This window comes from Hirschia sp. (assembly GCF_058892565.1).
Genome location: NZ_JBZXVU010000026.1, coordinates 73,772 through 81,396 on the forward strand (window position 1 = coordinate 73,772; position 7,625 = coordinate 81,396).

Genomic DNA, 7,625 nt, shown 5'->3' on the forward strand with positions numbered 1-7,625 from the left:
TAAAAATGAAGAAAAATAATTTTATTCTTTCCGCCGTTGTTATAGCGTTGGCCATGACCGCATGTTCGCCGATTGTACGGGTTCAAGTTCCTGAAAAGCCTATCACAATCAATTTGAATGTGACGATTGATCAGAATGTCGATCTGAAATTTGATCAGGATATTGATGAACTCATCGAAGAAAATCCGGATATTTTCTAATGATGAAATTACCTGTCAGATTTTTATCGTGTTTTGCTATTGTTGTTATGATTGCAGCGTTTACATCTTTACCAATGCGAGCTGAGCCGGTTTTGGAGGATGTTAAATCCGCGGGATTAGTTGGTGAACGATATGATGGATATTTAGGACTCGTGTCGGCAGAGAAAGCCCCTAATGATGTTCGTCAATTAGTGGCTGATGTGAATGCGCGCCGCCGTGAAGTCTATACCAAGATGTCGCTTTCAACTGGAAAGAGCCTGACAATGATTTCAGGCCTTACAGCCCAAAAACAATATGAATTGGCCCAATCAGGAGTATTTTTTATGGATGCAGCAGGGCGCTGGTACCAAAAAGAATGACTTTTAAGGCGGGATCACAGATTTTCTTTTAGTTGGAAGAGGATGTTTGCGACTTAAAAATAAACCTATTAGGTCCTAATCGCTTTGTTTATGCCAAAATAATTTGAAAAATTGCGTTGAAAATCGCCTGTTTGGAATGTCAATGCTTGTGTTCACGCCTATGAAGTGATTCCTATGTGAGAATCAGAAACTGATTTATAGGGCTGTCACACACTATGGAAGCATCGAAGTTAGCAGCGCTCCTAGCGTCTCACATTTGTCACGAACTGGTATCTCCAGTTTCTTCGTTTAAGCTCGTTCAAGATTCTCTGAATGATCCAGACATGCGCGAGTATGTCGAAGATTTAATCCGGTCTTCTTCTGAGACGCTTGAATATAAGCTGACTTTTCTTCGATACGCTTTGGGATCTGTTGGCATGCAAGATGGTTATGCTGATCTGCATGAGGCACGCAGTCTGTGTCAAAATTATATGAAGGGTTTCCGCGCTGATCTCGAATGGAATGATACGCCTGAGATAACAAATTTTGCGCAAGTCCGTCTGGTCATGAATATGATGATGATTGCAACATCGGCTATGCCACGAGGCGGAATGATATCAGTAACGTCTGAAAAAGTGGGCGATAAAGTCATTTTAAAAGTTGAAGGTAAGGGGCCGCGAGTGGTCTTGAATGAAGAACGTAGAGATTCTCTCAACGGTGTAGAGCCAGAAGGTGGGTGGATAGCCAAGAATATACAGCCTTATTTCGCACGTGAATGTGCACGAGAAATTGGTGCAATTATTGAGTTGGCAACGGCGGAAGAAGAAATTTCATTGAAATGTTCTACACCTGAATAGAAATTTTTAACTGAGAGTTCGCGAATTGAACATCATTTCTTAACTCTCAGGTCGTTTTCTATAGCTTAATCACCTGCCTCGAATCCGAGGCGAATAGTGAAGCGGGCATAGATATGGACGATCTTCTTAGCGAATTCCTTACCGAGACTTCGGAAAGTCTTGATGTAATTGATACTGAATTGGTGCGATTTGAGTCGCAACCAAATGATAAGGACACGCTCAACAATATTTTCCGCCTTGTTCATACGATCAAAGGTACATGTGGATTTTTAGGGCTGCCACGCCTAGAGGCTGTGGCGCATGCGGGCGAGACTTTGCTGGGTAAGTTCCGGGATGGTGCCTTACCAGTTACGCCAAAGGCAGTGACACTGGTTCTTGAGTCAATTGACCAGATTAAAGCGCTTTTGACCCATCTTGAAAGCTATGCAGCTGAGCCAGATGGCAATGATGAAGAATTGATCGCAAGATTAGTTGATGCTGCCAATGGTGGATTAGCTGAAGGCGCTGCAGCTCCTGCCAACGAGACACCTGCAAATGATGCAGAAGCTGTCTTGAATGCATTAGATGACGATGAAGAAGAGGACCCGAACGCGCCGCCACCGGGAGTTGATCCAGCAAATTGGGATGCTCAATTGGGACGTGAACTTCGTCCGGGTGAAGTGTCTCTGGCTGATCTTGAAGCGGCGTTTAATTCTGTTTCTGCTGATGATGATGTTGCGCCGCCAGAGCCAATTACAAAAGTGGAAGCACCTGTCGCGGCGGCTCCTGCTGCTATGGAGCGGGCCGCACCACTAAATCAGACAATTCGTGTGGGTGTTGATGTTCTTGAAGACCTCATGACGATGGTTTCTGAACTTGTTTTGACACGTAACCAATTGATGCAAATGGTGCGTGGCCTCGATGATTCTGAATTTAAAGCGCCATTGCAACGTCTTTCAGCGATCACAGCGGAATTGCAAGAAGGTGTTATGAAAACACGGATGCAGCCAATCGGGACTGCATGGAAAAAATTACCACGTATTGTGCGTGATGCGTGTCAGGATTTGGATAAGAAAATTGATCTTGTTCTTGATGGTGAAAGCACTGAACTAGATCGTCAAGTTCTTGAATTGATCAAAGATCCTTTGACACACATGATCCGAAACTCATGTGACCACGGTGTCGAAACCCCTCAGGCTCGCAAGGAAAATGGCAAACCTGAAACAGGTACGATTCATTTGCGTGCTTATCATGAAGGTGGTCACATTATCATTGAAGTTGCCGATGATGGCGCGGGTCTGAACACAGATCGCATTCGTCAAAAAGCAATTGAAAAAGATATTATCGATTCGCTTGAAGCATCTTCTATGACAGATGCTCAAATTCACCGACTGATATTTGCTCCTGGTTTCTCTACGGCTGCAAAAGTGACCAATATTTCAGGTCGCGGTGTGGGTATGGATGTGGTGAAGACAAATATCGAGCTTATCGGTGGTGCCATTGATTTGCGAGCAGCTGAAGGCGAGGGGACGACTTTCCTCATTAAAATTCCGCTTACGCTTGCCATTATTTCAGCATTGATTGTTGGTGTGGGTGAAGAGCGGTTTGCGCTTCCACAATTGTCTGTTGTTGAGCTTGTTCGTACAGGAAATGAACGTGATCAGCGTGTCGAGAATATTTCAAACACACAAGTATTGCGCCTAAGAGACAGATTATTGCCACTTGTCGCTCTAAACGAAATTTTGGGTATTGAAGGTGGTCGAGGCATGGATGTTGTCGATGAAAGCGGAAACGCTTTTGTCGTGGTCATGCAAGTCGGTGATACACGCTTTGGTCTGGTTGTTGATCAAGTCTTCGACACAGAAGAAATTGTTGTGAAACCTCTTACAAATATGTTGACTGGTCTGCGTCAGTATTCTGGTGCAACCATTCTTGGAGATGGATCAGTTATCATGATCCTAGATCCAAATGGTGTGGCCAAAGAAGTTTCTAGTATTGAGGGTGCAAACCAGACATCTGCAAACGAAGAAGCAGAAGATGGTCAAAGTGATGATAAAATGTCGCTTCTTCTATTCCGTGCAGGCGGTGATGAACCATTGGCCTGTCCGCTTAGCCTTGTTACGCGTCTGGAAGATCTGGATGCAGAAACATTTGAACGTTCTCAAGGACATCAAGTTGTTCAATATCGCGGCAAGTTGATGCCTCTTGTGCATGCGGCTGGATCCCACATGATCAAGACAGAAGGCAAACAGCCTATCTTGGTATTCAACCAAGGTGAGACGGTGATTGGTGTGGCAGTGGATGAAATCCTAGATATCGTTCACGAAACTGTAAATTATGAGATGGCAGAAATGACACCTGGTGTTCTGGGTGCAGCGGTCCTTAAAGGCAAAACTACCCAGATTATAGATGTTGCCCACTTCTTGAACGAAGGTCAGCGTGACTGGGCGAGAACCGCAACTTCAGCGAAACAGGATGTGCGCCGTATATTGCTTGTTGAAACACATCCATTCTTCCAAAATATGTTATCGCCATTGCTTAAAGCGGCTGGTTACCATGTCACATTAGCGCCGACTGAAGATGCGGCAATTGAGCTTCTCAAGGCTGAGGATGTCGCGTTTGATGCAGTGCTTGCTGATATAGATACGGGTCAGGGTGTGAGCCGACTTGCAGAAGCAATTGATGCTAATTCTCAATTGATGCAGGCACCTCGTTTTGGATTGTCCAATAGAGATGACGCACAGCCTACTGAATTGGGAATGAGTATTCCAAAAGCAGACCGCCATGCTTTGTTGATGGCCTTGGATTCAGCGCTTAAAGCGAGAGGAGATGCCGCATGAGCTCGATTGAGTATGTGACTTTTCAAATAGGTTCTCAAACATTTGGAACTTCTGTGTTGGAAGTACATGATGTCTTTCGTCCAACCAAAGTTACGAAAGTGCCTTTGTCAAAACCAGATATTGCCGGTGTGCTGAATTTGCGTGGGCGCATTGTGACAGCCATAGATGCTAGAGCGCGTCTTGGCCTGCCACCAAGAGAGGGCAAACGCGATGAGATCATGGCAATTGGTATCGAACAAAATGGTGAAAGCTTTGGTTTGATAATCGATTCTGTGGGTGAAGTGGTTCGCCTTGAAGAAAGCGATATGGAACAGAATCCTGTGAACTTAGACCCAATGTGGGCCTCTGTTTCAAAGGGTGTGCATAGAATGGACGACAAATTACTAATTGTTATGGACATCGGCCGTATATTGGCCGTTAGCGAGCCCGATGAGGGCTTGGCAGCATAAGGAATAACGTGAATGAAACGGTGTTTGATAGTTGATGATAGTCGTGTGGTTCGCAAAGTTGCTCGCCGCATTCTCGAAGACTTGAAATTTGATACAATGGAAGCCGCTGATGGCCAGCAAGCACTCGAGCAGTGCCGTGCGGATATGCCTGAAGCGATTTTGCTTGATTGGAATATGCCGGTCATGAACGGAATCGATTTCCTTCGTGCTTTGCGTAGAGAGCCAGGCGGTGATCGTCCAACAGTTGTTTTCTGTACAACTGAAAATGATATGTCTCACATTGCTGAGGCCATTCGTTCAGGTGCCAATGAATACATTATGAAACCTTTTGACAGTGAAATTATAGAATCAAAATTCGCTGAAGTGGGCCTAGTTTAAGCGTCTGCTAAGCAGTATTTTTTGGGTTGATTTCATGAAGTTGAAGGGATTTTAATGGTGAACGCTTTTGCGACAAACCGGTCCTATGGACAGACGATACGAGTCATGGTCGTAGACGATAGCGCAGTTGTGCGAGGTCTGACAAAACGATGGCTTGAAGTCGAAAACGACATTGAAATTGTCGCCGTGAGCACAGATGGCTTGCGTGCTGTCTCAGATGTGGTTGCTGCAAAACCGGATGTCATTATCCTTGATGTTGAAATGCCGCGTATGGATGGTCTCACAGCGCTGCCGCAGCTGTTAAAGCTTGCGCCGCACGCACGGATCATCATGGCATCTACGTTGACGCGGGAGGGTGCAACAACGACACTCCGCGCAATGTCACTGGGTGCGGCGGATTACATTTCCAAACCTGAAGCAACTGGATTAGGTGGAGCGACAGCTTACCAAAAAGACCTGATTGCTAAAGTGCGTGCTTTAGGTGGAGCTGCACAAGCAGCTGCAAACCCTGCACGCCGTGCACCATTGCCGCCACCTCGACCACGACCTGCTTTAGCTGCTAGCAAATCTGCAATTTTTCGCCCTAGAGCCGTTTTAGTTGGTTCATCGACAGGTGGACCACAAGCATTGCAGAATTTTTTAGGGCCGATCGCAAATAGCATAAAAGCTCCGATTTTTATCGTGCAGCATATGCCAGCCACTTTTACGACGATTCTTGCTGAAAAGCTGACTCAGGTAACTGGGCGTAAATGCATCGAGCCGCAAAATGGTGATTTGGTTCAGCCTGACCACATTTATCTTGCACCTGGCAATTGGCATATGCGGATTGAAAAACAAGGTGTGGGGCAGGTGATCAAGCTAGATCAGTCTCCTCAAGTGAATTTTTGTCGTCCTTCGGTGGACCCGTTGTTTCAGTCGGGTGTTGAGGTTTTTGGAGGATCAGTATTGAGCGTTGTTTTGACCGGCATGGGGCATGACGGCCGAGATGGTGCCAAATTAATAAGTGAGGCTGGTGGACGGGTGATCGTCCAAGACGAAGCTTCAAGTGTGGTGTGGGGAATGCCGGGCGCAATCGCACAGGCTGGATGGGCTGATGAAATTAAGCCAATTCCTGAGCTTGGTAAGTTGACGCTTAAATATATGAATGGAGTGGCATAGGTGAATAGTTCGGATTTTGATTTTGTTTCGGGGCTTTTGCACCGTCGAGCGGGTATACAGTTAACGACAGACAAAACTTATTTGCTAGAAAGCCGTCTGGCTCCTTTGGCACGTAAAGAAGGATTGGCCTCAATAGAGGACTTGCTTCAAGTGGTTCGTTCTCGCCGTGATGAGCGATTAATTGCTCAAATTGTTGATGTAATGACAACGAATGAAACATTTTTCTTTCGTGACAAAACACCTTTTGAATTGATGAAAGATGTTGCTCTCCCAGGTCTTGCTGCGCAACAAAAACCTCGTATCCGTATTTGGTGTGCAGCTTGTTCAACAGGGCAAGAGCCATATTCTTTAGCCATGATGCTTGAAGATAATCCTGCGCTAACACGTGGTGTGCCAGTTGAAATCGTAGCGACAGACATTTCACCGCGCGTTTTGGAAAAAGCAAAAACAGGATTGTATTCTCAATTTGAAGTGCAGCGTGGTCTGCCAATTCAAATGATGATGAAACATTTCAAACAAAAAGATGACCTTTGGCAAATTTCGGACAAAATCCGCTCCATGGTGACTTTCCGTGAACACAACCTCATGGAACAGCCCACAATGTTTGGAAAATTTGATGTGGTGTTTATTCGAAATGTGCTGATCTATTTTGACCAACCTACGAAAACACAAGTTTTGGAACGCGTGGCGACTGTCATGAATCCTCAAGGGTATTTATTGTTAGGTGCCGCAGAGACCGTTATTGGCGTGACCAAAAAATTCCAAGCGATGAAAGAGCGTCGTGGCCTGTATCAATTTTCAAGTGACGGCAATGCGAATGGTGGAATCCGCGCGGCGTAGTGAATATGGTTTGAGGCTGGTTTAATGGGATTATACCGCACACAGAATGATGGGTGCGGCATATTGGTCGTGAAAAACACGACCAATCGACGATCTCAATAGTTGTCAGCTCTCAAACCCCATGCTACGACCCGCGCGATTGAGGTGTCATCTCCGCGAAAGATAGAAACTACCTCATAAATTTTTGGGACACTAATTCCTGTAGCATTGTCGCGGTGATGCTCAGAGTAAGCGGGCAAGATTTTGGGCGCATCATCGAACTCCTCCTCCTCAGGAGCGGCACAACGCTACGCAAAAGCGTTGTTCGACCTGGCATTGGAAGCAAATGAACTAGACAGCGTTGAGGCTGGTCTGAACGTTCTTGCTGACCTAATTAATGCCGACGATTCTCTTTCTAAAGCATTGGCATCTCCACTTCATTCTGTTGAAGATAAAGCAGCTGTGCTTGAAAAAATCGCAGCCAAAATAGAGTTGCCTGAATTAGCAGGGCGCTTTATTGGTGTCGTTTCACAAAATGGCCGTGCGGGCGATCTTGTGGGTATTGCAAAAGCATTTTCCGAGCGCGCAGCTCAACATCGTGGTATGA

General features: G+C 45.7%; 9 protein-coding genes. All 9 read left to right on the forward strand.

Features of this window, described 5'->3' with window-relative positions; genetic code table 11:
* Positions 1-5: 5 nt before the first annotated feature.
* The gene (locus AC5EF3_RS10820; protein WP_493548065.1) at positions 6-200 is read left to right on the forward strand and encodes a YnbE family lipoprotein; all 195 of its coding nucleotides are present in this window, start codon (positions 6-8) and stop codon (positions 198-200) included.
* The gene (locus AC5EF3_RS10825) at positions 200-559 is read left to right on the forward strand and encodes a YdbL family probable chaperone protein (protein ID WP_493548066.1); all 360 of its coding nucleotides are present in this window, start codon (positions 200-202) and stop codon (positions 557-559) included. Before AC5EF3_RS10820 ends, AC5EF3_RS10825 begins: the two co-directional genes overlap by 1 nt.
* A gap of 215 nt (positions 560-774) precedes the next feature.
* Positions 775-1,395 carry a histidine phosphotransferase family protein gene (locus tag AC5EF3_RS10830; RefSeq protein WP_012778004.1) on the forward strand — a complete coding sequence of 207 codons (621 nt, stop codon included), beginning with the start codon at positions 775-777 and terminating at the stop codon, positions 1,393-1,395.
* A 113-nt stretch (positions 1,396-1,508) separates the two neighbouring features.
* Complete coding sequence (locus AC5EF3_RS10835) at positions 1,509-4,214, forward strand: chemotaxis protein CheW (RefSeq protein WP_012778005.1); 2,706 nt, start codon at positions 1,509-1,511, stop codon at positions 4,212-4,214.
* Positions 4,211-4,663 carry a chemotaxis protein CheW gene (locus AC5EF3_RS10840; protein WP_012778006.1) on the forward strand — a complete coding sequence of 151 codons (453 nt, stop codon included), beginning with the start codon at positions 4,211-4,213 and terminating at the stop codon, positions 4,661-4,663. Before AC5EF3_RS10835 ends, AC5EF3_RS10840 begins: the two co-directional genes overlap by 4 nt.
* Positions 4,664-4,675: 12 nt before the next feature.
* Positions 4,676-5,041 (forward strand): response regulator, encoded by a 366-nt coding sequence (locus tag AC5EF3_RS10845; protein WP_012778007.1) that lies wholly within the window; start codon positions 4,676-4,678, stop codon positions 5,039-5,041.
* 54 nt (positions 5,042-5,095) lie between these two features.
* Positions 5,096-6,199, forward strand: a complete 1,104-nt coding sequence (locus AC5EF3_RS10850) for a protein-glutamate methylesterase/protein-glutamine glutaminase (RefSeq protein WP_012778008.1) — start codon at positions 5,096-5,098, stop codon at positions 6,197-6,199.
* A complete protein-coding gene (locus AC5EF3_RS10855; RefSeq protein WP_012778009.1) occupies positions 6,200-7,039 on the forward strand; it encodes a CheR family methyltransferase in 840 nt (279 codons plus the stop codon).
* Between the two features lie 243 nt (positions 7,040-7,282).
* The coding region (locus AC5EF3_RS10860; RefSeq protein WP_493548067.1) for a F0F1 ATP synthase subunit delta at positions 7,283-7,625 on the forward strand (343 nt) is incomplete at its 3' end.